Here is a 26,687-nt window from a genome sequence, read left to right as displayed (position 1 = left end):
AACAAAAACCAAACAATTGAAAAATGTGATACGAGTCACAAATTTAAACTTTGGATTTAGATAATCTAGCAACCACTGAAAGGATGAACTGATAAATCAATCAGTTAACAAATATAAAATAACTACAGGTGGGGGTAACATGAAACTATTAAGCATAATTAAACATATAAGACGTGTTAGACACATCATGATGCCTGTTTACAAGAATTCTTTTAACTTCGCCACATACTTTAGCCAGAACCCTTCAAACTAATCTCTTGGCGATTATCGCCATAAGCTCAATACTCAACCATTCTAACTGGCTTCAAGTAAGCAAGAACACTTTTGCGCCTATAAAATTTGAATAATAAAATAAAAAGGAGAGTTAACAAGGCGGTTAGCCCGAAGACCAATTCATGCTAACCGCTTGCTAAAAAACAAGACAACAGTAAAAAATCAACCATTACATTGAAAATAAAAACCATTATCCGTCTATAACTGAAATTATAGACCTCGATATCTTATGGTTTTTTATATCTAGCGTCAAGCCAATGCCGAAGACCATTCAATCCATTGCTTGATGCCTTTATTATAAAAGGTAAAACTATGACTATATCTATTGAGTACCATAAATACTTAAAAATTGGTGTTTTCGCCGATGCTAAGCACCCTAAAATTATTGAGTTGCTTGCCACTATTAGCGAGCAACACTATGAATTAAGTTTTAGTAATAACTGCGGAAGCGATCTTGTTAAAGATGCAGCTATTGGTGCTTTTATCATATCTGTCGACGAAAAAGACATTGTTGCATCAACGGCATTGATTGCTGCAATTCGTAAATCCGGTAGTAAGACTCCGATTTGGGCTATTGCAGAGTCACACCCTATCGCAGAAGTGGGTTACGAAGGTTTAGGTGAAATAGAAGGTTATATCTACTTAAATGAGCAATCGCCAACTTACTATACTAAACAGATCCTAAGTAGCCTTCAGTATTACGCAGACACCTTGCTGCCTCCTTTCTTTGGCGCATTAATGTCATATGACGCCGATGCCAATATCGCTTTTGACTGCCCTGGTCATCAAGGGGGTCAATTCTTCAAAAAATCCCCTGCAGGTAGTTTATTCTTCAAACATTTTGGTGAAACCATATTTCGTAATGACTTGTGTAATGCCGACGTTGATTTAGGTGACTTACTTATTCATGAAGGTGCTGCGTGTCGCGCTCAGCAATATGCCGCTGAAGTCTTTGGTGCAGACAAAACATATTTTGTCCTAAATGGTACATCATCATCTAATAAAGTAGTCAATAATGCGACCTTAAAAAAAGGTGATTTAGTCTTATTTGATCGTAACAACCATAAATCTAATCATCACGGTGCTCTTATCCAAGCCGGCGCCATTCCGATTTACTTACCCGCCGCGCGTAATGCACACGGTATGGTTGGGGCTATTGATTGGGCAGCATTTGATGAAGATTATCTTCGTCAACAAATCAAAAATAATCCACAAATTACCGACCCAGATGCTTATCAAAAAGAACGTCCATTTCGTTTAGCTATCATTGAGTTAGCCACTTATGACGGTACCGTCTATAACGCTAAAAAAGTCATGGAAAAAATTGGTCACCTTTGTGAATACGTACTTTGGGATGAAGCATGGATCGGCTATAACGCTTTCCACCCATTATTCAAAGATCACAGTCCAATGCGCCTTGAAAACTTAGGCCCTGATATGCCGGGTATATTCTCGACACAATCAGTACATAAACAACTGGCTGGTTTTTCCCAAGCGTCTCAGATCCATAAACGTGATGCGCATATTAAAGGCCAAAAGCGCTATATCAACCATAAGCGCTTTAATGAGTCATTTTTACTGCATGCATCTACATCACCATTTTATCCAATTTTCGCCTCACTCGATGTGAACGCTAAAATTCACGAAGGTAAGAGCGGTGAAATGTTATGGGACAGCTGTATCGAACTGGGTATTGAATCTCGTAAAAAGATCCGTGAGTTAGGTAAACACTACAAAAAGCTCGGTACAACAGCACGTGAGCAATGGTTCTTTGACCCGTTTGTACCAGATGTAGTGACGGTTAAAAACTCACCACATACAGCCGACCTCACCAACGTGGCATGGGAAGATGTTCCAACCGACGTATTAAAACAAGAACAGCAATGTTGGACCTTTGATCCGAATGCGAAATGGCACGGGTATGAAGGTTACGCAGACGGTTATGCAATGGTAGATCCAAACAAGCTAATGTTACTCACCGCAGGTATCAACCGTGAAACCGGTGAATATCTCGACTTTGGTGTTCCAGCAACTGTCGTGGCTAACTTCTTACGTGAAAACGGAGTGATCCCAGAAAAATGCGATCTTAATAGTATCTTATTCTTAATGACACCAGCTGAAGACGAAAGTAAGTTAAATACCTTAATTGCAAAACTGGCTAAGTTTAAAGAATTATATGATCGTAATGCACCGCTATCTGAAGTGCTACCAAGCTTATACGCTGCGCATCGAAATCGTTACAGAGACTACACCATTCAACAGATCTGTAATGAAATGCATAACTTCTATCGTGATATGAATATCAAAAACCTACAGCGTTTAACCTTCCGCGCAGAAAGTTTTCCAGAGCAAGCCATTTCAGCACAAGAAGCGAATAATGCGTTAGTCGGTAACAATGTTGATTATATCGCCATGAAAGATATTAAAGGCCGTATTGCCGCGACATTAGCCCTCATCTACCCACCGGGGATTGGTATTGTTGTTCCAGGTGAGCGTTGGGATGACAACTCTCAACCTATGCTCGACTATTTCTTAGCATTTGAAGAATCCTTTAACCGCTTCGCAGGTTTCAACTACGAAGTACAAGGTGTTTACCAAGAACAAGTTAATGGTCGCATTCAGTTCTTCACCTACGCAGTACAAGAATAATAGTACTCACTGCTTTGACCCTAATTAATGATTAGGGTCCTTGGTTCGCAAAAACCTAGATACTCTGTTCAAGGTTTTTGCTCTTCGTAATACGTATTACAAGGTTGTTATATGTCTTCAAATAAAAAGATGGGTTTAACTCAACTCACAATTTTAGTCGCAGTAAATATGATGGGCTCTGGCATTATCATGTTGCCAGCAAACTTAGCGCAAGTTGGTGCTATCTCGATGTTATCTTGGGCAGTTACCGCTGTTGGTTCAATGTGCATTGCCTATGCCTTTGCCCAATGTGGGTTCTTCTGCTCACGTTCCGGAGGTATGTCTGCATACGCCGAAGAAGCGCATGGTAAATCAGCATTTTTCTTGTGTTCTTACACTTACTTTATTTCACTGGCCATCGCCAACGTCGCGATTGCGCTAACTTGTGTTGGTTACGCCGCTGAATTCATCCCATGGTTAAGTGCTTCACCAATCAATACCTGTATTGGTACGATTGCCATTTTAATGATCACGTGTGCGGCTAATTTTGGTGGCCCAAGTCTAACCGGTAAAATAGCGGGCGTGACGGTATGGGGGGTGATCATTCCTGTGGCTGGTTTAAGTGTTATTGGCTGGTTCTGGTTTGACTTTGATACCTTTAAAATGGCTTGGAATCCACACAACCTATCAATGGGTAACGCTGTATCATCAAGTATAGCACTGACATTATGGGCATTCTTAGGAATGGAATCAGCGTGTGCGAATTCTGATGCAGTTGAGAATCCAAAGAAAAATGTACCACTTGCCTGCCTATTTGGTACTGCTGGTGCAGCTGTGGTTTACATCTTATCAACAGGTGTGATGCAAGGGATCGTGCCGAATGCTGAGCTAGCGTTATCAACTTCACCATTTGGGTTAGTATTTGCTCACATGTTTAATCCAACGGTTGGTATGATAGTTACAGTACTTGCTGTTATTGCCTGTATCGGTTCATTATTGGGCTGGCAATTTACCATCGCACAGGTATCAAAAGCCGCGTCTGATGCAAATCTGTTCCCATCAATCTTTTCTAAAGTAACTAAAAACGACGCGCCAATAGTTGGCATGTTGATTATTACAGCGGCGGAATGTGTATTTTCACTCATGACCATTTCACCAAACTTAAGTAAACAGTTTGAAGCCGTTGTTAATTTAGCCGTATTTACTAACGTAGTTCCGTATATATTAGCGTTATCAGGACTGATTGTGATCATGCGTAAAGCACAGGTAACAGCTGCTGTTTATAAACGCAATCTAATCATTACCATGGTTGCCATTACATATAGCTTCTATGGCTTATATGCAGCAGGAACGGAAGCTGTTTTCTGGGGCGCATTAGTGACTGTTGCGGGTTATGTTTTCTATGGTTTCAAAGCTTATGAGTTTGAAAGAAAAAGTATTGAACCAAGCATAGTTCCGAGTATAAACGACGAGCATATGCCTACTGCTATCGCCTAATTCTTTTATCGATGTCGTAATAAAGAAAGCAAACTTGCTTTCTTTATTACCTTACTTTTCAACTCAAATTAGATCTTAAAGGTTCGGGCTACATCCTGTAATGACGTAGCAAGTAGTGCCTGCTCTTTTGCTGTCATGGCAATTTGCGCTGAACCGGTTGCTGACTCCATTGATTTTTGTTTCACGTTAACAATGTTTTCAGCGACATCTTGAGTAACGACAGATTGCTCTTCAATCGCGGTGGCGACTTGCTCTGTCATGGCAAAGATGTGGTTTACAGCGCTGGTAATATCTTGCAATGTTTGCGCGACACCTTTGGACTTATTCACCGCGTCAGTGGCTTTACTTTGGCTCACTTCAATAACGTTAAAGGCTGCATTAACATCATCTTGCAATGCACTAATATAGCTTTCAATCTCTGCGGTCGAATCCTGAGTTCGTTTCGCAAGAGTGCGAACTTCATCAGCAACAACGGCAAAACCACGCCCTTGTTCACCAGCACGCGCCGCTTCAATCGCCGCATTCAAAGCTAACAAGTTAGTTTGATCAGCAACCGACTTGATCACATCAACCATACTAGTAATGTTATTGCTGCTTTCATGTAAATGATTAATTCGTTGCGCTAAACTATCTATCTCACTCGCAAGCGATTCAATTGACAGTGATGACTGCTGCACAATTTCGTATCCATCGGCGGCTTGGCTGTCGACTTGCCTTGCCGAGTCAGCGGTCAGCTGGGTATTTTGCGCGACTTCTCTCACGGTTGCCGATAACTCTTCAATCGCGGTCGCAATCAGGCTGATGCCATCTTGTTGTTCAGCTAACGTTGTCGAACTATAAACACAAGTTTGCGCGGTTTCTTCTGCTGCGGATGCCAGCGTAATACTTGATGTGGAAATGTTATCCATTGCGCCAGCAAATTGCGATAACGTCAAATTAAGCGCTTTCGCAATTTGTCCTAACTCGCTTTCACCAGCAAGCTGTGTTTGTACCGTCAAATCATTGTTATCACGCACTTCGGTCATGACTTCCATTAGCTCTTTTACGCGCGCAATTAAATCTCGAACAGTAATAAAACTAAACACTGCAGAAATAGCAATAATCAACACACTAAAAACAATGCCCATCGTCAATGTTGTTATTGCATTATTACGATTGGTATTAACTAAATTCAATAGTGATAACTCTAGCTCATCCTGGATCGTCTTCAACTGCCCAATACGCGCACTTGATTGAGAAAACCAATACTCTGCATCGACATTAAAGTCTGTTGATTTGGTTTCCGCAATGTTTCTTAATTTAATCACTTCTTTAGCCGCTGCACTATTTAACTGCTGGTCAAAAAACTGATTATTACTGTCTGTAGCAAAGGTGTTGAAATTTGAAAAATAAGTTTCTTGCTCAATGACTAACGAAATGAATTTAACAAAATCACCCGCCGCGAAATGATCTTTAGAAAATACATTACTCATCACAGCACGCTCGATTCCGGCACGCTCTTTACCTTGTAAAAAGTTATAATAGGCAACAGTTTCCGCGGTAATGCTTGCATCCGTACTGATATCAACAATCAAGCCTGACACACTTAATAATTTCGCATTGAGCTGAGTGTAATAACCTAACGCCGAGGCAAGTTGAATATTCTGTGCATCCACTTTACTGCGAATACCCGTGAGCATCGACAAGTCTTGTTGAATGTTCATTTGCAGTTGTTTTATGTCACTGTCTGCCACTTCGTTTTGCTCTAAAAAACGCATCAGCTTGGCGTGCTTGGCATCAGTATCAGTACGTTGCTTACGTAATTTACTGGCAAACTTAGTACCGTTAGAACCAATAAAGCCAGCGGTCATACCGCGTTCTTTTTGTAATTCATGGACAAGTTCACTGTACTCAACAGAAAGCTCGGTGTACTGGGTTAAAACAGCCATTTCTTTATTGGTTGCGATACTTTGTGAGAGGGAAGAAAAACTCAACCACAAGAACCCCAGCATAGGTAAAGCCAGTAACATAATAATTTTATGCTTAAATGAGATATCTGAAAATTTCATAACAGTTCCTGATGCTTAAATTAAAGAGCAAAGCGAGTTGTAAACTCGCGAAGTAAAATTCAAATATGAAGATGGTAAAGAAAATGATACCGATTTATTTAAGTTTTGTATAAACAATAATGATACATAGTGATATACATCAATTTCACTTAAGGTGATTAACTTAAATTTTAACCAATTATTTTAACAAATGAAATTAACTACCCCCATAGATATACACCAACTTATAGCCTAAACCTATCGCGACGCACGATTCAATCGATTGTACCTATCCCACTGTATTTTGCATAATAGCTGCATCAACACGAAGCACAGTTTTCGTGCCCAAATTTATTATCAAAATGATCGCGATAAACGACAACCGTTTTCGCCTTACATTTTTCAAGGCTAAATAATGAACATTATAAATGTAGATGTAGCAGTAATTGGTGGTGGTACAGCTGGACTTGGTGCATACCGAGCAGCAAAAGCACATTCAGACAGTGTTGTTATAATCGAAGGTGGTCCATACGGAACAACGTGTGCCCGTGTTGGCTGCATGCCATCAAAACTGCTTATCGCCGCAGCAGAAAGTGTTCATCAAATCAAAAAAGCACCTGATTTTGGTGTCCATCCACAAGGCGAAACAATCATTAACGGTGTCGAGGTGATGGCGAGAATTAAACGTGAACGTGATCGTTTCGTTGGTTTCGTTGTAGAGGGCGTTGATGAAATACCAGCCCAAGATAAAATTTCAGGCTATGCAAAATTTTGGGACAATAATACCTTACTCGTCGGCGTCCACACCAAAATTAATGCTAAACGTATTGTGATTGCGACCGGTTCACGCCCTGCATACCCTGCAATATGGAACGAATTAGGTGATCGTTTGGTTATTAATGACGATGTCTTTAACTGGGATGACTTACCAAAATCAATCGCTGTATTTGGCCCTGGTGTTATCGGTTTAGAACTTGGCCAATCCCTAAAACGTCTCGGTGTTGAGGTGATCATGTTCGGCTTAGGCGGCCAAGTGGGTCCATTAACAGACCCTAGCGTGATGGCGTATGCCAATAAAACCTTTAATGAAGAGTTCTATCTTGATGCCGACGTTAAAGTAGAAAGCATGAAACGCCAAGGTGATCATGTCGAAATTAAATACTTAGATGATAACCAAGCACTACAAACAGTGAATGTTGAATACGTACTTGCGGCAACAGGCCGCCGTCCCAATGTAGATAAAATTGGTCTGCAAAATACCACTCTAGAATTAGATGAACGTGGCGTACCAACTGCGGATTATTACACCATGCAAACATCCGTAGAAAGTATCTTTATTTCTGGTGATGCCAGCAATCAGCTCCCGTTGTTACACGAAGCTGCAGACCAAGCACGTATTGCTGGTGATAACGCAGGTCGTTTTCCACAAATTAGAGCCGGTTTGCGCCGCTCAGTTATCTCGGCGGTATTTACTGATCCACAAATTGCCATGGTCGGTGAAACATACAAACAGATAGTGACGCGTTTAGGTAACTGCGGTTGTTTTGAGACCGGTAGTGTGTCGTTCGAAAACCAGGGTCGTTCACGTGTGATGTTACGTAACAAAGGTTTATTACATGTTTATGCTGAACACGGAACAGGTCTGTTCTTAGGGGCAGAAATGATTGGTCCCGATGCAGAACATTTAGCGCACTTATTAGCGTGGGCACATCAACAAAAAATGACCGTATCAGAAATGCTGGATATGCCATTCTACCACCCCGTGGTTGAAGAAGGTGTTAGAACAGCATTACGTGACCTCAACGCAAAGCTACACCTAGGTCCAGATATGATTAAGCACTGTATGGATTGTGGTCCAGGCTGTTAATCACTCACGAATCAGTGAAACTGGCGACTAAGCTGTCACGATAACGCATAGTTGCCTTTAAGCTATTATGCACTGCGGCTGTATTTGACTGGCTATATTGTTCAACATAGTCAGTCATCCGCTTAATCTGTTCATTTAATTCTACGACAATCATTTTTTTTTCTTGCTGATTACTATCGTTATTTACGCCATCCATTACTATCATGCTCCATCCTTGCCATTTATGATTAACACCTACTTTAATAAAAATTAAAATTTATATCAATTTGAATAACGTTATTTCAGCATAAAAGAGGCGAATATTTGAATCTCAATTATACTGTTAGCTTACAGGCGTTGAAGTATCAGGCTGGATTTATTTATTTATTTTATGAGAGCTACCTTATGCTAGATCTGTTTATAAAAGTTATTTCTCCTTTTTTTATTTTTTTAGCCTTGGTCGTCTTATATAGCTACGCCACCGGACAAAGCAGCCAAGATCTAATTCAGACCGTAATAAACCTAATCAGTGCCATTATTCATACTACTACCGAAGTATTTAGTCGTGGTTAATGCGCTGACTAACTTAGCGCATTACGATATTGTATGTTTAGCTGCCGTGATAATCTGCTCTGATACTTGCTTATATAAGCCTTTTAACAAGATCCAACGATGCCAATAGAGCGGTATTGTTAATTGCGTCTCTGTTAATTTAACCAAGCTGCCAGCAGCCAGTTCATCTTGAATTTGTAATTCGGGAATCAAACAATATGCTACTCCGGCATTGGCCATCGCGACGAAGGCTTCTGATGAACGCACGATATGACAAGGGTAACTACCACCAGCTAAATCGAAGTGCTGCTGAATAAACTTAATGTGCATATCATCTTTATGATCGAAAGATACAGCAGGCGCTTTGCGTAAAGCTTGTTGCGTGATCCCTTGCGCTAAATACTGTTGCACAAAGCTGGGCGTTGCCACCAACGCATAATGCAGCTCACCCAATAACGTTGCTTCACAACCAGGCAAAGACTTGCTTTGTAAACTCAGTGCACCAAATGTCTCACCCGCTTTTACCTTCTCCAATGTTCTTGCCTCATCCATAATATGTAGATTAAGTTCAATGGGGTATTGTTTTAATAAGGGTGCCAAAGCCGGAATAAACCAGGTAGCTAAACTGTCGGCATTCACCGCAATCGCCATCACCACCGACTTGCCAATCGAGGTTGCACTGATACTCGGTAACAGCTCCGCTTCCAAGTGCTGTACCTGCTTATAGTGTGTTAACAAACGCTGGCCAATATCTGTTGCCACCAGCGGTTTACTGCGGATTAGTACCGGCAGTGATACATACTCTTCCAACAACTTGATGCGTTGTGATACCGCAGGTTGAGAAATACACAATACTGCTGCCGCACGTTCAAAGCTTTGCTGCTCAATCACCACTTGCAATGCATGCAATAATTTATAATCCACGTTCACCCTCTTTATTGTCACTGTATGCCGACTAACCTTAGTTACTCATAAGGTTAACTTATCACATATAACAACTATTAATTATACTTATGAGTTAGTTTTTTGTAATCTCTACAACCTATTTTATCGAGGTTCATTATGCTAACAGCAACAATTCAAGGGCTACTGCTTGGTGGCAGTATGATCATCCCCATCGGCGCGCAAAACGCGTATATTTTAAATCAAGGTATTAAGCGTAATCACCACTTTCTAACCGCCAGTATTTGTATCCTATGTGATGGTTTACTGATTAGTGCAGGTGTCTTTGGCGCGGGCAGTTTATTAGCCTTAAACCCTGACTTACTACAAATTATTACTTGGGGGGGGATTATTTTTTTAACCAGCTATGGGGCGATGTCATTTCACAGCGCATGGCAATATCAATACGCCAAAGCTGAACTAGATGGTGGCGTTAAATCACGAAAAATGGTGGTAGTGGCAACGCTCGCAGTTACCTTACTTAACCCCCATGTATATTTAGATACCGTGGTTGTTTTAGGCAGTGTTGGTAATCAGTTTAGTGGCGATAGTCGGTTGGCTTTTGCTGGCGGCACTATCTTAGCGTCGATATTATGGTTTTATGGATTGGCTTTTAGTGCTGCTAAGTTTTCTAACTGGCTCAACCAACCCCAAGTACAGCGGACTATCGATCTCCTTGTTGGTAGCATCATGTGGCTGATTGCCAGCAGTTTATATCGTAGCTTAGCTTAACATTTCAGCTTATATTGACGCAGTGTATTAGCTGGTAATCAAGTATAGTGAACAGTTAAATAGCGATATTGTTCACTATACTTTGCTCTTATAGCAAAAAAGGCAGATAATCAGCCCACTTATCCAAACGGGCTATCGACTCAGTTTGGATATATTCCTATAACACCATGATAAAAGTTGAACACAATGCGTTTAGATAAGTTTATTTGCCAAAGTACTAACCTGACCCGAACTCTTGCCAAGCGTGAGATTGCACGTGGCAACCTGAAAATTGATGGCAAGGTGGTACGTAAAGCAGACCATAAAGTAACGGCAAACATGGATGTTTGGTTTGGTGGTCAATCATTAAGCCAACGCCCGCCGCGTTATATCATGATGCATAAACCAGTAGATATGATTTGTTCAACAGTAGATGAAGAGTACCCATCAGTGATCGGGCTTATCGAAGCAGACAAGCGTGAAGAATTACACATCGCAGGTCGCCTTGATGTTGATACTACTGGTTTAGTATTAATCTCAGATGACGGTAAATGGTCACACCGCGTTACATCACCTAAGCGTGCATGTAACAAACGTTACCGTGTACAGCTTGCAGAAGCGATTGCGCCTTCTGCTGTTGCTGATTTTGAAGCCGGTATTCAACTGCGTAGTGAAGACAAACCTTGTCTACCTGCAAAACTTGAGATCTTAAGCGACAAAGAAGTATTGCTTACTATCCAAGAAGGTAAATACCACCAGGTTAAACGTATGTTTGCCAGCCAAGGCAACGCCGTGGTAGGTTTACACCGCGAACAAATCGGTGAGATCGTATTAGACCCAACACTGGAATTAGGTGAATGGCGTTACCTAACAGACGCAGAAGCTAAAAGCATCTAATCTGTTAATCCTACGATGAAAAAGCCCACATTAATCATCTTAATGTGGGCTTTTTTATTACCGTAAATACGCTCTATTCAGTCGCTGTCACTTTGTATGCGCAACGCCTTGCCCCTTCGACAATATGTTCTTCGCGTTCAACAGTCGCCATTCCCGCTAACAAGCTTTGGAATAAATTCAATTCAGAACGGCAAAAATTAAGGCATTTCGATGCAGCAGCACAAATCGGGCAATGATTTTCCATCAGCCAATAAATATTACCGCCGTTAACCATGTCAGAATTGTCGTCAAAAACCTTGCAATTATCTTTAATAATGTCGCTATCGTCTTTGATAACACCGATATCGTTACCGATAATAACAGTTGCCATGTAACCTTCTTCGTTGCGTAATTCAGCCAGCGCTTCAAGCTTACCCAGTAAATCAGATTGACCAGCCAGTCTGTCGCTATACAGTACAAACGATGCCTGCTCTCGGTGCGCAATAAGTTGCTCAAGCCCGGTATCGCCAAATATCACTTGCACTGAATCAATAAGCTGTACGGTCAACTCTTCATGACGATCGGAAAAATGGCTATTACTCTGCGCCGTTAACGACCAATAACGCGTTGGTCGTCCACGCACCGCTTTCTTATCTTCAAAACTAATATCGCCATCATCAGCTAATGCTTGTAAATGTTGGCGTACACCCATGGTCGTTAACCCTAATTCACTCGCAAGCACCTTGGCGGTTAATGCCCCTTCGACCTTTAATAAGCTGAGAATTTTCTCACTGGTTTTTTCTTTCATATTCACTCCAACTATTCTAACCCCCAATGACGGCCGCTCTTATATACGCGATGGGCAAATGTCTTCAGGTACATTTATCACTGTATTATTACCGATACACATATTAAGTAAACTTTTTTATTTACTTTATTTTTGCTTAAGGCTTTACAAACTTAAGTAAAGATATTACTTTATTAAACACTTAATAAACAAAAAGATTTACTAAAGATGAAATTAGTTATCGTCAGTGGCAGTCAACGTCAACATTCAGAAAGTGCAAAAGTTGCGGCGTACATCGCCAGTGCAGCAGGCCAATATAAAACCGTTCAACATATCGAACTGTGTAAATACCAACTACCCTTTTGGGATGGCGATGACAAAAGTAAATCTGCACCTGGCTGCGATTGGCCACTCATTAGCGAAGCGCTGGTTAAAGCCGATGCGTTCGTGCTTATCACCCCTGAGTGGCAAGGTATGGCAACACCAATATTAAAGAACTTTTTGATGATGTGCGCACCTGATGACACTGCGCATAAACCCGCACTGTTAGTCTCTGTCGTCGGCGGTGTTAGTGGGGCTAATCCAATAGCAGAATTAAGAATGAATGGCTGTAAAAATAATAAGCTAGTAGCAATACCAGATCACTTAATCATTCGTAATGTCGGTGATGTATTAACTACAGGCACAGATGATGTGCCGAGCAGCGAACGCGACCAGAGCATTCGACATCGTATTGGTTACAGCTTGCATACTTTGTATCAATACAGCCAAGCATTAGGTCAAGTTCGTCAGGTGCAGCAACAACAACCTTATGCTCAGCAAGACAAGTACAGTAACGCCATGTAGACACATATTTTAAAAACACATAATAGAAGGACATCATTATGATACATCTAGAGCATGTTAATTTAATTGTACGGGACATCGAAGAAACACTCACGTTTTATCGCGCTGCATTTCCCCACTGGTCAATTCGTGGTGGTGATAAAGGCGAGTGGTCAGGCAAACCAAGAAACTGGATCCATTTTGGCGATGACTACCAGTACTTGGCATTTGGTGATAATGGCGTCGGAGAAAACCGCGACTTGGCGGGGCACCAAGTAGGGCTAGCTCACTTCGCCTATGTCACCGATGATATTGCCGGTGTAATTACGCGTTTAACCGAGGCTGGTTTTAGCATTGCCAAAGATGGCATGGACGATGAATATCGCCAAAATATTTACTTCCTCGACCCAAGTGGATACGAAGTTGAGTTTGTGCAATATAATACCGACATACCCAGTTTAAGAAATCGCTATTAATATGTTCAACCTGCTCACATCAACATTGAAGCCGCCAATGTATTTATGTGGTAGCTTCAACTTTTGGTAAAATAAAACCCCAACAATATATATATAAAGTTCTTTATACCACCGTGAGCAGTAAGTACCTCTTAAGTGGCTAATTTAAAGCATTACGTCAGATATATATTCAATGCTTGTGATTTAACTCTAATTTGAAGTATTGCATAAATAAAAAATATAAGTAAACATGATGCCGTCATCCAGCCATGTAATTATCTAAGATCACAGTAATGAAAAAATTCAAACCTCAAACTCTTCGTAAAGCCGTTATGCTGCCTTTTACGTTACTGCTTTTACTTACTGTGGCCGTACTCACTTTTATCCAAAATAGTAATTACGAGCGAATGCTTGATGAGATCAGTAGCAAATTACTCAGTTCCCATTCAGAAAATATCAGCAGCAACCTCGACCGTTTTTTAGAACAGCCTTTTAATACCACCTTAACGATCGCCGATAGCATTCAGCGTAATCATCTCGATCAAGCAACTGATTTAAGTCAAGTTGAAAGCTACCTTCATGCCTCTATGACAGAGATTTATAGCTCGCAGCAACAAATCAGTAACGTCGCATTTGGTAATGAGCAGCAAGATTACGTCGGTTTTCGTCGTAGTAATGACAACAGTGTCATCTTGATGTTGAAAAATGAACATACTAACCATATTCTCGAATTTTACAGCGGCGCGAGCAGTAATAGCGCTGTTGCTCAGAGTGTTGTTAACTTCAACCCAACAACTCGGCCTTGGTATGCGCCTTTTGCTAAAACTAAAATGGCCGGTTGGGCAAACATGTACAGTAACGTTGATGCTGAAAGAACCTTCGCTATTTCAAGTGCAGCCCCTGTGATCCGCGATAATACATTATTAGGTGTTGTCGCAGCAGATATCGATTTACTGCAGCTGTCGCAATTTATTAAACCAGAAAGCAGTGAGTTCGGTGGTTTAACTTATATCACCAATGCCGAAGGCGTTTTAATCGCCAACTCTTTACAGGCGCCATTAATTGACCCTGACAATAACAATATATTGGCCGTGAATAGCGAAAGCACAATTATTGCGATGAGTGCGGCGCAAGTTATTGAGCAGCAATTACAAACTCGAGAGCGTGCTGCGACATTTGAATTCAGCCATAAAGGTGTACGTTACTTTAGCCGAGTCAGCGCGTATAACAATAACAATTTGCAATGGTTTATTGTGGTGACATTACCAGAAGACGTATTGTTAGGTAAGCTACCGAGTCAACAACGTCTAGGTGTTGTTGCTGCACTAATACTCGCCATATTTGGCTTATTAATGGGTTTGTATTTACTGCGGGTGATCACTCAGCCGATTATAGATCTTGCTGCCGTATCACAGCAAATAGACCATAATAACTGGGATGTAACCATCAAAGAAAACATCAAGTTACATGAAACTAGCCAACTTATTTCAGCATTTAAATCTATGTCATCGCGGTTAGAAACTTCATTTACCACGTTACGTAAACAACTATTATTTGACTCTCTAACAGGTTTATTAAGTCGCGATGGTTTTGTGGAACAATTGAATCATCCCGTCTCTCAAACTCACGGCATACTGGTTTTATTAGGGCTACGTTCATTTCGTCATACCAATAATAGTTTAGGTCAAAACAAAAGTGATCTGCTACTGGTTGCTATCGCCTCACGTTTACAAAGCAACGTCGCTAATGACGTAACTATTAGCCGGATTGATAAAGATACCTTTGCGGTATTTTCGCCACGCTTTAAAGACCTTGAACACAGCCATGCATTTGCACAAATATTATTAACCGATTTTAATCGCCCCTTTATTATCAATGGTACCGAGGTATTAGTCGGTGCTAACGCCGGGATCATGAGCGGTAAGTTTGACGACATTGATATGGATGCATGGTTACGCAATTCAAGCCTCGCGTTAACCTATGTAATGAAGCAAGAACAAGCACAATGCTGTCACTATCAAGATTACATGATGAGTGCCTCGCAAGAACAAACCCGCTTAACGGCCGATTTACAACGGGCGATCGTCAATAATGAATTTTCCGTTTACTATCAGCCTGTCATAGATTTAACCAAGGATACCATCGCAGGGGCCGAAGCCTTAGTTCGATGGCACAGCCCAATTCGAGGTCTAGTATCACCGCTAGACTTCATCCCCCTAGCAGAAGACACTGGCATGATTGTCGATATTGGTAAACAGATATTATTGCAAGCTTGTGCTGATACTAAGTTACAAATAGACTCCGGTCACTGGCCTGCTAGCTTCTCACTGCACGTTAATATGTCAGTGCGGGAATTACTACACCCAAGTTATGTATCGACGGTCAAAGACATTCTGAGGATAACCCAATTACCCGCGGCGAACCTCACGCTCGAAATCACCGAGTCACGTTTAGTCAGCCAACCCTTATTAACAAACCAGCTCCTTGGCCAATTGCGTGATTTAGGCATACATATTGCCATCGATGATTTTGGTACCGGTTATTCATCCCTTGCTTACCTGACGCAATTACAGTTTGATGCGTTAAAGATTGATCGCTCTTTTGTCAGTCAAATGCTCGACAGTGATAACCACGCGGCCATCATCGCAGCCATCATTACCATGACCAGTACATTCAATACTGAGATTGTCGCTGAAGGTGTGGAAACCGCTGAACAAGCCGCCCATCTAAAGCAATTAGGCTGTCGTTATGCACAAGGTTTTTACTACTCACGCCCTAAACCATTAGCAGAGTGGGATATAGGTAATGGCGAGAGCCACTCTCTGCAACAGCATAATACCGCGACAGGCGTAGGCTAAACGGCCTATATAAAATGAGGGCATACCAGCAATGGCATGCCCTTTTCGTTACGGCTCTTGTTGTTAATGTCTTTTTAATAGAAATTACGACGCAAAAATATCCAACAAGAATTGGATGATCAGTGCATTGGCAATATCAATAAAGAATGCCCCCACCAGCGGCACGACCACAAAGGCTTTTGCCGAGGCTCCAAACTTCTCGGTTACCGCCGTCATATTAGCAATAGCTGTCGGAGTAGCCCCTAACGCCAACCCTGCATAACCCGCCGACATCACCGCCGCATCATAATCTTTACCCATCAACGGAAAGACCACAAAGATAACAAAACCAGTGATGATCAACACTTGTGCGGTTAGCATGACTAAAATCGGTCCCCCTAGCCCACCCAACGTCCACAGTTGCAAACTCATTAATGACATAGCTAAGAACAAACCTAAGCTCAAATCAGAAATCAAAGCTAATGAACGGCTGCGTTCAGGCCAAGTCAGCTTTGGTATGAGCAGCGGGCCGACGTTAATCACAAGAATGCCGGCAAATAAGCAGGTCACAAACTCCGGCAGGTGTAAGCCGGCTTCCACCGCAAGTAAATTCAAGCCTAAACCGAAACCAATGCTGACACTGATAATTAAAATAGAGTTGAGCATGTGGTGATAATCTATCGGTGCTCTTTTTTGCACTGGCTCTGCGGTATCGTTCGGTTTTTTCTTAACTTTATGTAAGGTGCCAACGGTCAATCGAGGTTCTTTACTGGGTTCTAGCTTATAATGACTAATTAAGTATTTGGCAATCGGACCACCAATCACACCACCAAGAATTAACCCAAATGTCGCGCAAGCAATGCCAATCTCCATGGCATTGCTGATATTGTATTTTTCTACAAATAACGGGGCCCATGCGATCGCTGTACCATGGCCACCACTGAGAGAAACTGAACCACCAATAATGCCCACTTCCGGTAACTGCTGGGTAAACTGCGCCACCGTTAAACCAGTGAAGTTTTGTAAGAATAGATAAATGACCGCGATAACCAGCAAGATGATTAACGGTTTACCGCCTTTGAGCAGGGTCGAAAATCGTGAGGACAAGCCAATAATGGTAAAGAAAACAATTAGTAAGGTATCGCGCACCGCTAATGAAAACAGCAACTCGATATCAAATACGCCGTAGAGAATAGCAAAGACAATGGATGCGATTAAACCGCCAGAAACAGGCTCGGGGATATTATACTCTTGTAACAAAGCGACTTTGCGTGTCAGGTATTTACCTATAAACAGCACCAAAATCGCCACAATCACGGTTTGCCTTACATCCAGTTCCATCTGTGTGTCCTTTCATTAACTATTGACCTATTAAGGTATAGGCTGAACAATAATAAAAGGTTACCTGCGGAAACTTAAATATTCAAACCATAAACATCAATTAATCGACTTGAAACCAATCAATATAATGGCTTGGCATCACCTCAAACTCACGGCTTAAATCAGCAACCACAGACTCACTGATCATATCGTCTTTATTGGCCATTTTCGCAGTCAGTTCGTCGGCATGAATTCCCGTAGTTAAAAATAAACTAGCAATACCGGCTGTATTCGCACCGCGGATGTCATGCTCTAAACTATCACCAACGGCAATGGCATTATCCCAGCCGCCTAATAAGGTATGACACATGGCATAGACTTCCGCCTGTGGTTTACCGTGCCAATGCACCTTACCACCCATTGCAGCATAGGCATTAGCAACTGAACCTGGACACAGCTTTAAGCCACCATCAGGACTCATAGCCACAAGATCGGGATTACTCACGACCATTTCTAAACCACGGTCATAAGCTACCTTCAGCTCTGCTTGATAATCCTCGACAGCAGCACGACCGACACCGTAACACAGGATAAGCGATGCATCGTCAATATCAACACTGGTTAAGCCGCAGTCTTCAAGCACAGAACTTAGCACCCCATCGTCCCAACCAAATACCAAGGCATTGGTCCCCAGATCTGCAAATTTACCTTGCTGAAAATTGTGGCGCATGTGATCGCCCGATGTCAGTACATCGATATACAGATCGCGACGAATACCAGAATCGGTCAAACGCTGATATGAGAAATTGTGGGTATTACCACTGTTCGATAAGATCACCACTTTTTTGTCATGCTGTTTTAACAATTCTAATGTGGCAACCGCATTTGGAAACGCATCACCGCCATTGTGTAACACGCCCCACTGATCCAAGATAAAGGTATCAAACTCGTTAATAATGTCTTTAAGACCGGAAATCATTTTCACTTTGTCATTTCTCCAACAGCAACAGCATCAGCTACGATGTTAAATCATCAATAGCTTGAATAAGATAACTTAATTATACCCGAGCTACTTCAAGATGCACAATCAGCAAACCGAAAGGAGAGGATATTCAAGACTTCATATTGTGCCTTATGCCAATATCCTTGCTTGTCTCTGATATAGCATCTTGAAGTAACTTCGGTATATACTGGGCAGTATAACGTTTACAGAAAAAACTAAAGCAAATAGGAATTAACATGACGACTGTGATGTATGGCATTAAAGATTGCGACACCATTAAAAAAGCCAAAAAATGGTTAGAAGCAAACGAACTTGAATTCACATTTCACGATCACCGCGTTAATGGTTTAGATAAAGCACAACTGATCACTTGGTGTGAAACACTGGGTTGGGAACAAGTGTTGAATAAACGTGGTACTACGTACCGTCAATTAAGCGATGAACAAAAAGCAGGGCTGACAGAAGCGTCTGCGATTGAATTGTTAATCGAACAACCAGCCATGATCAAACGTCCGATTCTTGATGTTGATGGTCAACTAACCTTAGGCTTTAAAGCCGACACTTATGCGGCTCTTTTTTCTAAGTAAATAATACGGAATAAAAAGTAAAGTAAATAGCCGTTAACCAGACACCAAATACTTATAGCATTGGCTTACCGCGTAAGTCGGTGCTAACAATATGCTGTAAAAAGGAATTACTCATGTCAGACAGTTTAGTACTACAACTTGCTAAAGACCTACTTAGCCGTAAATCAGTGACCCCCGAAGATGCCGGATGTCAGCAAATGATGATCACTCGTCTTGAAGAATTAGGTTTTACCATCGAAACAATGGTATTTGAAGATACCACTAACCTTTGGGCTCGTCGTGGTACCACAGCACCGGTATTTTGTTTTGCTGGGCATACCGACGTGGTACCCGTAGGTAAAATTGAAGATTGGCATACAGACCCATTTGTACCAACGGTAATTGATGGTTACTTACACGCCCGTGGCGCAGCAGACATGAAAGGTTCTATCGCCTCTTTTTTAGTGGCGGTTGAAAACTTCGTTAAAGCCCATCCCGATCACCAAGGTTCAGTAGCGCTACTGATCACTAGTGACGAAGAAGGCCCGTTCATCAATGGTACAACCCGAGTAATTGATACCTTAGAAGCCCGTAACGAAAAAATCGACTGGTGTATTGTCGGTGAACCATCAAGTACCAACAAAGTAGGTGACATCGTCAAGAACGGTCGTCGTGGTTCACTAACCGGTGATATAGTAGTTAAAGGGATCCAAGGTCATGTTGCTTACCCGCATTTGGCAGAAAACCCAATTCACAAACTGGCGCCAGCACTGTCTGAACTAAGCCAAGCAGTATGGGATCAAGGTAATGATTACTTCCCTGCGACCACGTTACAGATCACAGATATTCGCAGTGGCGCAGGTGCAAGTAACATAGTACCTGGCGACGCAACCTGTCAGTTTAACTTACGTTACTCTACCGAGATCACAGCTGATTTAATCAAATACCGCATTGAAAACATCTTTAACAAACACGGTTTAAACTATGAGATCAGTTGGATCCACAGTGGCCAACCTTTCTTAACCGAACCGGGTAACTTGCTAAACACGATCACCGATTCGATTGAAAGTGTGTGTGGTTATGCCACTGAACTGTCTACATCAGGTGGTACATCGGATGGTCGTTTCATCGCACCGACTGGCGCACAGGTGGTAGAATTAGGTCCTGTGAATGCAACTATTCACAAAGTAAATGAATGTGTGAAGATCTCAGACATTGAGCAATTAGCTGAAATATATGAGCAAACACTGATTAAACTATTAGCTAAATAAATAGCCAAATATACCTCTGTTTTATTGTATAAATGGCTTGAAACATTTCGCTTCAAGCCACTTTTCATCTATCTTTTAGTCTACTTACAGCCAGTAAACAGCCATTTTAAACCACAAAAATAGCCGTTAACACCTCACAACCACCTAGCTTAACCCTGTCCTACGATATAAAAAACCGATAACCTCATCACATTCCGTAACAAATATTATAATTTATTAACAACTGGTAAAAGCCATTATTTACAAGCAATTAAAACATTTGAAATAGCAATAACGCTATTTTCTACCCCTTTTTAAAAAGCTCCCCAACCCACCCATTAATTGACTTTAATCAATCTCTGGCATATTGTTTATGCAGTTGCATAGTTTTGCAAAGCGCCTATTTTTCAATGGCAAGTTGTTCATGACATGTTTGTTAATGCCATGTTTGTTAGACATGGTTCAAAAAAGGAAGTTGTATGGCTTTAATCCAAGCGCCAAATTCAGTTGTAATGGTTCGACCGTGGAAATTTTTCTCGAATCCAGAAACTGCAGTTGATAATGCTTTTCAAAAAACCGGCCTCGATGAGCAAGACTCACTTGAGTTAGATCGTAGCGGCATATCACTGCAAGCAAAAAATGAATTTGATATCGTGGTCGCAGGATTAAACGAACACGGTATTAATGTCCACGTATTCGATGATTTTGGTGATCGTGAGACACCCGATTCAGTATTCCCAAACAACTGGTTCTCTACCCACAGTGGCGGCCACGTTGCTTTGTACCCAATGTTTTCACAAAACCGCCGACGCGAACGCCGCAGTGACATTATTGAAATGTTAAAAGCGCATTATCGGGTGCAAGATGTTATCGACTTCTCAGGTTTAGAATGGGATAACCTGTTTCTTGAAGGCACTGGCGCGATGGTATTAGATAACGTCAACCGTATCGCTTATACCGCTAAATCAAACCGTTCTAACGAAGTGATCCTAGAACGCTTCTGCGCCATCTTTCAGTATGAACCAATGGCGTTCGAAACAGCCGATGCAACAGGCACTGCCATTTATCACACCAATGTAATGATGTGTGTAGCCTCTAGATACGCGCTTATTTGCTTGGACATGATCCCCAATGAAGCGCGTCGCGCGGCGGTTCGTCAACGCTTAGAGGAATCAGATATCGAAGTGATTGAACTGAGTTTCGAGCAAATAGATAACTTTGCTGGTAACGCAATCGAATTGACCGGCAATGGCAACAGCCACCTAGTTATGTCACAACGTGCTAAAGACGCGTTAACAGCCGATCAAGTTGAGCGTATCGAACGACATTCAACAATTTTAGGTTTTAGCGTACCGACTATCGAATTAGCCGGTGGTTCGATCCGCTGCATGATCGCAGGGATCCACTTAAGCGCACGAACGTAACTTAATCGCAGCAATGATGCGATTAAGTTATACAGATTCAATAATTTAATTTAAAAGATATGACTTATGGAAAAGGAAAAGGTTATGGAAACCAGTTATGTAACATCAGCGACAGGTGAATTGAAGCAAGTATTACTTTGCTCTCCTACGTACTTAAATTTATCACCAATTAATAAAATTGCTGAAGATTGGTTAGAGAAAGGCGAGCAGATTGATCAACAAAAATGCTTAAGCGAACATCAACAGCTGATTGATATTTACGAGAAAAATGGTATTAATGTCGAAGTGCTAACGCCGACAGAGCATTTATCGAGTCAAGTATTCGCCCGTGATTTTGGTTTTAACATCAAAGAAGGCTATGTACTTGGCCGCTTTAAAGAAGAGATCCGTCACGCAGAAAGCCTACTTTATGCTGAAAAACTAGCAGAATTAGGGGTGCCAATCATTGCCACTTGCCATGAAGGTATACTCGAAGGCGGAGACTTCTGGCAGCTTGATGAAAAAACTTTAGCCATAGGTACGCTGCAACGTTCAGATGAAAAAGGCATTCAAAGCATTCGTGAACAGCTTGAACCATTGGGTTATACCATCATTTCGGTTAACTCTAAACCAGAATACCTGCACCTTGATATGATCTTTAATATTGTTGGTGAGAAAACCGCCGTGACTTATTACGACGGTTTACCACCAGAATTCCAAGCTTACCTTGATGAAGCGGGTTACGATCTAATTAAGATTGAAGAAGCTGGCGTATTTAAGCACTTCTGTAACCTACAAGCATTAGGTAACAAACGTATTATCTCGTTAAGCGCCAATACAGAAGTAAATGCGCAATTACGTGAGCGTGGTTTCACAGTATTTGAGTTACATTCGACGGAAATTTTGAAAACTGGCGGTGGTCCACACTGCATGACGTTCCCACTAGAACGTCACTAAGTATTAACCTGACAGTGCTGTTGTTTTAGAGATAAATTAAATATTCTCTAACTTAATAGACAAGATTGCCGATGCACTGTCGATACCGATATTGACCAGTTCATTATCTTTGAATTTGTACGCAGCCATGCTGCCCTCTAGCCATAAACCATCAATCAAAGCATTGATTTTAATCGCTAGGATTTCACATTCATGATGATTAACTGTGATGTTATCGGTGGCTAATGCGGCACTAATCAACGGCGCTAATATCTTCGTTGTTTTAGCATATTCATTAGTACGAATGGCTGCCATTTCTGGATCGATGTAGGTCATCGGCAAGAAATTAGCCCATAACAATACGGTACGTGGTGACACAATTGGCGCAGATAGCGTCGCTTGAATAAAGTGCTGTAATCGGGTCTTGGCGCACACGTCTTGGTCGTTAATTTCGACACGGGCGTTAACGTACATGATCTCGAGTAATGCCGAATACGCCGCGCGTAGCATCTCGTCTTTACCGGAAAAGTAAAAACGGATCAGGCCGTTAGTGACATTGGCATATTCAGCCACATTACGTACTGTGGTTTTTTGTAAACCTTCGTTAGCAATGCAATCTAGTGTGGCATTGATTAACTCTTGTTTACGGTTTTTACCTTTTGTTCCTTTGGCTGGCATAGGCAGGTATTTAATCCGTATTTAAGTATAAGGTGAGTCTATTAGACGAAAATTAATCATACCCCGAGGGCGTGATGCTGGCAATTTAATAAGCTTAAACCGCTACATATAACATTTGAACCGATGCACAGAACAGCCGTGTATCTCACAATTAAACGTATTAGATAAACCACTCATTGATTTTTATAATCATGATGGTAATGGAAAAATTCGATTTTTCTCTTTTACCTTAGATAGAATTTAACAAGGATCACCATGATTGTTTTAGAGATAAAAGATATTAAAGCGATAATCGAGAAAGTTGGCTACCAAGACTTTTTTGCCCAGCTTGATGACACGTTAATGGAAGATTATAAAAACTGGCATGACTTTGATAAAAGTCCACGTGTTGCTAACCATGTTCAAGATGGTGTTATCGAATTAATGCCGATTTCGAATGCAGAAATGTACTCGTTCAAATACGTAAATGGCCACCCAAAAAATCCAGCACAAAACAAAATGACAGTAATGGCAACAGGCCAATTATCGTTAACCGAGACTGGCGAACCGCTGATGTTTTCAGAAATGACATTGCTTACTGGTTTCCGTACTGCGGCTACATCAGCAATGGCGGCAAGACATTTAGCCAAGAAAGATTCTGAAGTATTGGCACTGATTGGGACTGGCGCACAAAGTGAATTCCAATTCCTGGCTTACTCGTTCATCTTTGATTTAAAAGAAGTGCGTTTCTTTGATACTGATCCTGCAGCAATGCGTAAATTTGAACAAAACATGGCGCGTTTTGATATTCGTTTAACGCCATGTAAAGACGCAAGAGAAGCGGTTCAAGGTGCAGACCTTATTACGACATGTACCGCAGACAAGAAATACCAAACCGTATTAACCAAAGACATGATCAGCAAAGACGTATTCATTAACGGTCTTGGCGGTGATTGCCCTGGTAAAACTGAAATTGAAAAAGAATTAGTAGAAAGCGCAACGATTGTGGTTGAATTCCTACCACAATCTCGTGTTGAAGGTGAGATCCAACAACTCGGTGCTGACTTTACCTGTACCGAACTCCACGAAATAGTGAAAGGCGAAACAACGCTGAACGTCGCAACAGACGGTACTATCTTGTATGACTCAGTAGGCTTCGCATTAGAAGATTACTCAGTATTACGTTTGGTCTACAAACTTGCTAAGCAACACAACATCGGTAGCGAAATGGAATTAATTCCAGATCTAAGCGATGTAAAGAACTTATTCTCACTACTATAGAATATCAATATAGTGCTAGAGATAAGAACAAGTACCGCTATTAGTTTAATCCCCTAGTCTGTCGCGGCTAGTTATTAATGATAAGTATCTGGTCAAAACACCCACGCTAAGCATTGTAAAGCAGTGGGCGTTTTGGCCTTTTTTTGTTTTCGACTGGTATTTTCACTGCTGAAAAATTATTTTAAAATGGCTAAACACCGTCTAGAGCCGCATAAATACTGACTTTCAGGTCAAGAAATTATCCCCCTTGCCTAGACTAGCTAAAATAAAGTCTTTACAAGATATCAAGCCTTGGACTAATATCTATCCGTATAGGCGCGTTGATGAAACGCGACTTCCTCGCACACACGATTCGCTTGTACCGCTTAAACTAAAATCCTTATAATTTTTTGCACAGTACCATCCATGAACCCATTCAATTAGGGTTTTCCTTGCGCCTGCGATATATTGCGACACAAGAATAAGAGCCTGTGCGAACAAACAGAAGATAGATGTCATGCGTATAGAACAAGAATTGAAGCTAGGTTTTAAAGATGTACTTTTCCGCCCAAAACGTTCAACTCTAAAGAGTCGTTCACAAGTAAGCTTAGAGCGTACATTCACTTTCCCTAACAGCAAGTACACTTGGACAGGTGTACCAGTTATTGCTGCAAACATGGATACTGTAGGCACATTTGAAGCGGCAAAAGAACTTGCTGCACACAAAATGCTAACAGCTGTACATAAGCATTATACTGTTGCCGAATGGAAAGAGTTCCTAGAAGCAAACCCTGAAATCTTTGACCATATCTTTGTATCAACTGGTACATCAGATTCAGATTTCGAAAAACTTCAACAAGTTCTAGCATTAGATGAGCGTTTACAGTTTATCTGTATCGATGTAGCTAATGGTTACTCAGAATTTTTCATTGATTTCGTGCGTAAAGTACGTCAAGCATACCCAACTAAAACGATTATGGCTGGTAACGTAGTTACTGGTGAAATCACCGAAGAACTTATCCTGTCTGGTGCAGATATCATCAAAGTTGGTATCGGTCCTGGTTCAGTATGTACAACACGTGTTAAAACAGGTGTTGGTTACCCACAACTTTCTGCAATCATCGAATGTGCAGACGCTGCACACGGTTTAGGTGGCATGGTTGTTGGTGACGGTGGTTGTTCTTGTGCTGGTGATGTTGCAAAAGCATTCGGCGGCGGCGCAGACTTCGTTATGCTTGGCGGTATGTTAGCTGGTCACGACGAAAGTGGCGGCGAGCTGTGCGAAGTTAATGGCAAGAAAACCAAGAAATTCTATGGCATGAGCTCAACAACTGCGATGAACAAACACGCAGGTGGTGTTGCTAAATACCGTGCTTCAGAAGGTAAAACTGTAGAAGTACCTTACCGTGGTCCAATCGAAAACACTGTTTTTGATATCCTAGGTGGCGTGCGTTCTACTTGTACTTACGTTGGCGCAGCGTCATTAAAAGAGCTAAGCAAGCGTACTACCTTTATCCGCGTACTTGAGCAAGAAAACAACGTATTCGGTAAAGAATAAATTAGGCATAGATATGTAGGTCTAGAACTACATATTTAAACTAACAAAGGCGAGCATTGAAGTGGATTTATGTAATTATAAATGTTCCATTATCATGCTCGCGTTTTAGGCTATTTATAATCTAAAAGCAATTAATCTAGACCAATTTAAACGTTGCCATTATTGATTCAATTTAACACACGATCTTAAAATCTATCTTTTATAAGGCTATTTTATTAATCGTATGTACCAGTAGTTGCGTCTTTCTTTCCTAAGTTATAGCTATAACCAAAAAACAAAAATAAAGACAAACAAAAAAATCCATTCCAATTAAGTCCAAAATAAAAATATATAGGGAGTAATAATCCAAGCCACCCAGCAATATTAGCCATTATAATATGGGCTTTATTATCTTTATAAGACGATAGGTGATGGTTAACACCACAAAGAGCTCCGATCCCGCCAAAAACAAACAATATCAAACAATTCATTAAAAAAT

At 41.3% G+C, this 26,687-nt stretch carries 23 protein-coding genes; 15 read left to right on the top strand and 8 right to left on the bottom strand.

The window, feature by feature from the left end; all coding sequences use genetic code 11:
• Positions 1–139: 139 nt before the first annotated feature.
• The 3 genes from speFL (at position 140) to potE (ending at position 4,398) form a co-directional block, all read left to right on the top strand.
• Entirely contained in the window at positions 140–253 is a 114-nt protein-coding gene (gene speFL, locus QNK26_RS18805) for a leader peptide SpeFL (protein ID WP_413816341.1), read from the top strand.
• A 332-nt stretch (positions 254–585) separates the two neighbouring features.
• Complete coding sequence (speC, locus tag QNK26_RS01550) at positions 586–2,922, top strand: ornithine decarboxylase (RefSeq protein ID WP_319220498.1); 2,337 nt, start codon at positions 586–588, stop codon at positions 2,920–2,922.
• A 111-nt stretch (positions 2,923–3,033) separates the two neighbouring features.
• Positions 3,034–4,398, top strand: a complete 1,365-nt coding sequence (gene potE, locus QNK26_RS01545) for a putrescine-ornithine antiporter (protein WP_319220497.1) — start codon at positions 3,034–3,036, stop codon at positions 4,396–4,398.
• Positions 4,399–4,466: 68 nt separating this feature from the next.
• Here the strand turns inward: potE and QNK26_RS01540 are convergent, their stop codons facing one another.
• Positions 4,467–6,446, bottom strand: coding sequence for a methyl-accepting chemotaxis protein (locus QNK26_RS01540; RefSeq protein ID WP_319220496.1), 1,980 nt, complete (start codon positions 6,444–6,446; stop codon positions 4,467–4,469).
• A 394-nt stretch (positions 6,447–6,840) separates the two neighbouring features.
• Here QNK26_RS01540 and QNK26_RS01535 point away from each other — a divergent pair, with 394 nt between their 5' ends.
• The gene (locus tag QNK26_RS01535; protein WP_319220495.1) at positions 6,841–8,292 is read left to right on the top strand and encodes a dihydrolipoyl dehydrogenase; all 1,452 of its coding nucleotides are present in this window, start codon (positions 6,841–6,843) and stop codon (positions 8,290–8,292) included.
• Positions 8,293–8,296: 4 nt separating this feature from the next.
• Here QNK26_RS01535 and QNK26_RS01530 read toward each other — a convergent pair whose 3' ends face one another.
• On the bottom strand, positions 8,297–8,497 hold the full coding sequence (locus QNK26_RS01530; protein ID WP_319220494.1) for a hypothetical protein: 201 nt from the start codon (positions 8,495–8,497) through the stop codon (positions 8,297–8,299).
• 368 nt (positions 8,498–8,865) lie between these two features.
• Positions 8,866–9,747 carry a LysR family transcriptional regulator ArgP gene (locus tag QNK26_RS01525; RefSeq protein ID WP_319220493.1) on the bottom strand — a complete coding sequence of 294 codons (882 nt, stop codon included), beginning with the start codon at positions 9,745–9,747 and terminating at the stop codon, positions 8,866–8,868.
• A 138-nt stretch (positions 9,748–9,885) separates the two neighbouring features.
• Between QNK26_RS01525 and QNK26_RS01520 the strand changes: the two genes are divergently transcribed.
• Both QNK26_RS01520 and QNK26_RS01515 read left to right on the top strand, forming a co-directional pair.
• Positions 9,886–10,497, top strand: a complete 612-nt coding sequence (locus tag QNK26_RS01520; RefSeq protein ID WP_319220492.1) for a LysE/ArgO family amino acid transporter — start codon at positions 9,886–9,888, stop codon at positions 10,495–10,497.
• A 186-nt stretch (positions 10,498–10,683) separates the two neighbouring features.
• Positions 10,684–11,373: a pseudouridine synthase gene (locus tag QNK26_RS01515; protein WP_319220491.1), complete on the top strand. Its 690-nt coding sequence runs from the start codon at positions 10,684–10,686 to the stop codon at positions 11,371–11,373.
• Positions 11,374–11,446: 73 nt separating this feature from the next.
• Here the strand turns inward: QNK26_RS01515 and QNK26_RS01510 are convergent, their stop codons facing one another.
• A complete protein-coding gene (locus tag QNK26_RS01510) occupies positions 11,447–12,160 on the bottom strand; it encodes a metalloregulator ArsR/SmtB family transcription factor (RefSeq protein WP_319220490.1) in 714 nt (237 codons plus the stop codon).
• Positions 12,161–12,367: 207 nt separating this feature from the next.
• On the opposite strand from QNK26_RS01510, the gene QNK26_RS01505 reads away from it, so the two are divergent.
• The 3 genes from QNK26_RS01505 (at position 12,368) to QNK26_RS01495 (ending at position 16,277) form a co-directional block, all read left to right on the top strand.
• Positions 12,368–12,985, top strand: coding sequence for an NAD(P)H-dependent oxidoreductase (locus QNK26_RS01505; RefSeq protein ID WP_319220489.1), 618 nt, complete (start codon positions 12,368–12,370; stop codon positions 12,983–12,985).
• Positions 12,986–13,023: 38 nt separating this feature from the next.
• On the top strand, positions 13,024–13,440 hold the full coding sequence (locus QNK26_RS01500; protein ID WP_319220488.1) for a VOC family protein: 417 nt from the start codon (positions 13,024–13,026) through the stop codon (positions 13,438–13,440).
• Between the two features lie 272 nt (positions 13,441–13,712).
• On the top strand, positions 13,713–16,277 hold the full coding sequence (locus tag QNK26_RS01495) for an EAL domain-containing protein (protein ID WP_319220487.1): 2,565 nt from the start codon (positions 13,713–13,715) through the stop codon (positions 16,275–16,277).
• Positions 16,278–16,361: 84 nt separating this feature from the next.
• On the opposite strand, the gene gltS is transcribed toward QNK26_RS01495, so the two are convergent.
• Both gltS and QNK26_RS01485 read right to left on the bottom strand, forming a co-directional pair.
• The gene (gene gltS / locus QNK26_RS01490; RefSeq protein WP_319220486.1) at positions 16,362–17,597 is read right to left on the bottom strand and encodes a sodium/glutamate symporter; all 1,236 of its coding nucleotides are present in this window, start codon (positions 17,595–17,597) and stop codon (positions 16,362–16,364) included.
• A gap of 100 nt (positions 17,598–17,697) precedes the next feature.
• Entirely contained in the window at positions 17,698–18,555 is an 858-nt protein-coding gene (locus tag QNK26_RS01485) for a TIGR01459 family HAD-type hydrolase (RefSeq protein ID WP_319220499.1), read from the bottom strand.
• 260 nt (positions 18,556–18,815) lie between these two features.
• Between QNK26_RS01485 and QNK26_RS01480 the strand changes: the two genes are divergently transcribed.
• The 4 genes from QNK26_RS01480 to QNK26_RS01465 all read left to right on the top strand — a co-directional run bounded on the left by QNK26_RS01480 (position 18,816) and on the right by QNK26_RS01465 (position 22,755).
• A complete protein-coding gene (locus QNK26_RS01480) occupies positions 18,816–19,166 on the top strand; it encodes an ArsC family reductase (protein WP_319220485.1) in 351 nt (116 codons plus the stop codon).
• Positions 19,167–19,279: 113 nt separating this feature from the next.
• Positions 19,280–20,416: a succinyl-diaminopimelate desuccinylase gene (gene dapE, locus QNK26_RS01475; RefSeq protein WP_319220484.1), complete on the top strand. Its 1,137-nt coding sequence runs from the start codon at positions 19,280–19,282 to the stop codon at positions 20,414–20,416.
• A gap of 458 nt (positions 20,417–20,874) precedes the next feature.
• Positions 20,875–21,819, top strand: coding sequence for a citrulline utilization hydrolase CtlX (ctlX, locus tag QNK26_RS01470; protein WP_319220483.1), 945 nt, complete (start codon positions 20,875–20,877; stop codon positions 21,817–21,819).
• Positions 21,820–21,885: 66 nt separating this feature from the next.
• The gene (locus QNK26_RS01465; RefSeq protein WP_319220482.1) at positions 21,886–22,755 is read left to right on the top strand and encodes a dimethylarginine dimethylaminohydrolase family protein; all 870 of its coding nucleotides are present in this window, start codon (positions 21,886–21,888) and stop codon (positions 22,753–22,755) included.
• A gap of 36 nt (positions 22,756–22,791) precedes the next feature.
• Here the strand turns inward: QNK26_RS01465 and QNK26_RS01460 are convergent, their stop codons facing one another.
• Positions 22,792–23,412, bottom strand: coding sequence for a TetR family transcriptional regulator C-terminal domain-containing protein (locus tag QNK26_RS01460; RefSeq protein WP_319220481.1), 621 nt, complete (start codon positions 23,410–23,412; stop codon positions 22,792–22,794).
• Between the two features lie 255 nt (positions 23,413–23,667).
• Here QNK26_RS01460 and QNK26_RS01455 point away from each other — a divergent pair, with 255 nt between their 5' ends.
• Positions 23,668–24,672 (top strand): ornithine cyclodeaminase, encoded by a 1,005-nt coding sequence (locus tag QNK26_RS01455; RefSeq protein ID WP_319220480.1) that lies wholly within the window; start codon positions 23,668–23,670, stop codon positions 24,670–24,672.
• A gap of 496 nt (positions 24,673–25,168) precedes the next feature.
• Positions 25,169–26,209, top strand: a complete 1,041-nt coding sequence (locus QNK26_RS01450; protein WP_319220479.1) for a GMP reductase — start codon at positions 25,169–25,171, stop codon at positions 26,207–26,209.
• 215 nt (positions 26,210–26,424) lie between these two features.
• On the opposite strand, the gene QNK26_RS01445 is transcribed toward QNK26_RS01450, so the two are convergent.
• Positions 26,425–26,687, bottom strand: a 263-nt coding sequence (locus QNK26_RS01445) for a hypothetical protein (RefSeq protein ID WP_319220478.1), incomplete at its 5' end; no start/stop codon positions are given.

Source organism: Moritella sp., from assembly GCF_033791185.1.
Lineage (GTDB): Bacteria > Pseudomonadota > Gammaproteobacteria > Enterobacterales > Moritellaceae > Moritella.
This window is presented reverse-complemented; position numbering and strand designations above follow the sequence as displayed.